This window comes from Mesorhizobium sp. M4A.F.Ca.ET.050.02.1.1, assembly GCF_003997725.1.
Lineage (GTDB): Bacteria > Pseudomonadota > Alphaproteobacteria > Rhizobiales > Rhizobiaceae > Mesorhizobium.
Genome location: NZ_RZSG01001334.1, coordinates 1 through 804 on the forward strand (window position 1 = coordinate 1; position 804 = coordinate 804).

Here is an 804-nt window from a genome sequence, read left to right on the forward strand (position 1 = left end):
AGGCCAAGGTGCCGCCACCGAACGGCAACCAGAACCTCACCCTGCAACAGCTCAACGCGCTGGCGATCGGCCCCAACACATGACGTGCTTCGTCTGATCCGGAGTTCGACCATGATGGCCGTCATCACGAAAAGGGGGTTCCCGGCCGTCACCATCATCGGCACGTATGCCACCCAGTTTGGCCGCCCGGTGGGCGCCAATGGCGTCGTCCTTGACGACGCCATTCAGCTGCGGAACGGCGGCAGCCAGACCCAGTTCGACAGCGGCGATCCCGGTGCCCGCTTCGACTGGCGCTCGCTGAGAACGGTGACGCCAGTCGAGCAGATGGTCCGGACGCTGCTGCCTTTCATGCCACCGCTGAAAAAACCGCCTGTGCGCAGCCCAAGAGGTCGCTGACGGCTTTAACTAGCTCGTGACGGTCACCCTTCGGGAAATAGTGTGGCAAGCTCCGGCATCATCGTTCTGAGCGCGTCAAGCTGGCGGTGCCAAAACCGATCTGACAGCGGCCCAAAATCTGGTTCGTCGAGTTTTCGACCCAGTTGGCCTCTTATGCGAGCACGACTGTTGCTCTCGTGGGGCGATTGTGGGCTGGTATCCATGATCATCACGAAAGCGTATGTCTCGAAAACGAAGTGCCATAAATCGCACTTTGCTTCTATCCCTTGAATCTTAACACCTCTATCGAGATCGAATTCCTTAAGTCTCTCCCAAGACGGCTGAAGAACCCCCATATCCAACTGAAATTTGGCCAATACGGCAGCCTTGTTGTGACGTATAGCAACTTTCTCAAGTATCCTTTTAAGC

2 protein-coding genes are annotated in these 804 nt (G+C 57.1%); one reads left to right on the forward strand and one right to left on the reverse strand.

The features are described from left to right. Positions 1–111 precede the first annotated feature (111 nt). Positions 112–396 carry a hypothetical protein gene (locus tag EOA33_RS37320; RefSeq protein ID WP_127407830.1) on the forward strand — a complete coding sequence of 95 codons (285 nt, stop codon included), beginning with the start codon at positions 112–114 and terminating at the stop codon, positions 394–396. 23 nt (positions 397–419) lie between these two features. On the opposite strand, the gene EOA33_RS40025 is transcribed toward EOA33_RS37320, so the two are convergent. Continuing rightward, a partial coding sequence (locus tag EOA33_RS40025) for a hypothetical protein (protein WP_210212661.1) occupies positions 420–804 on the reverse strand: 385 nt, incomplete at its 5' end.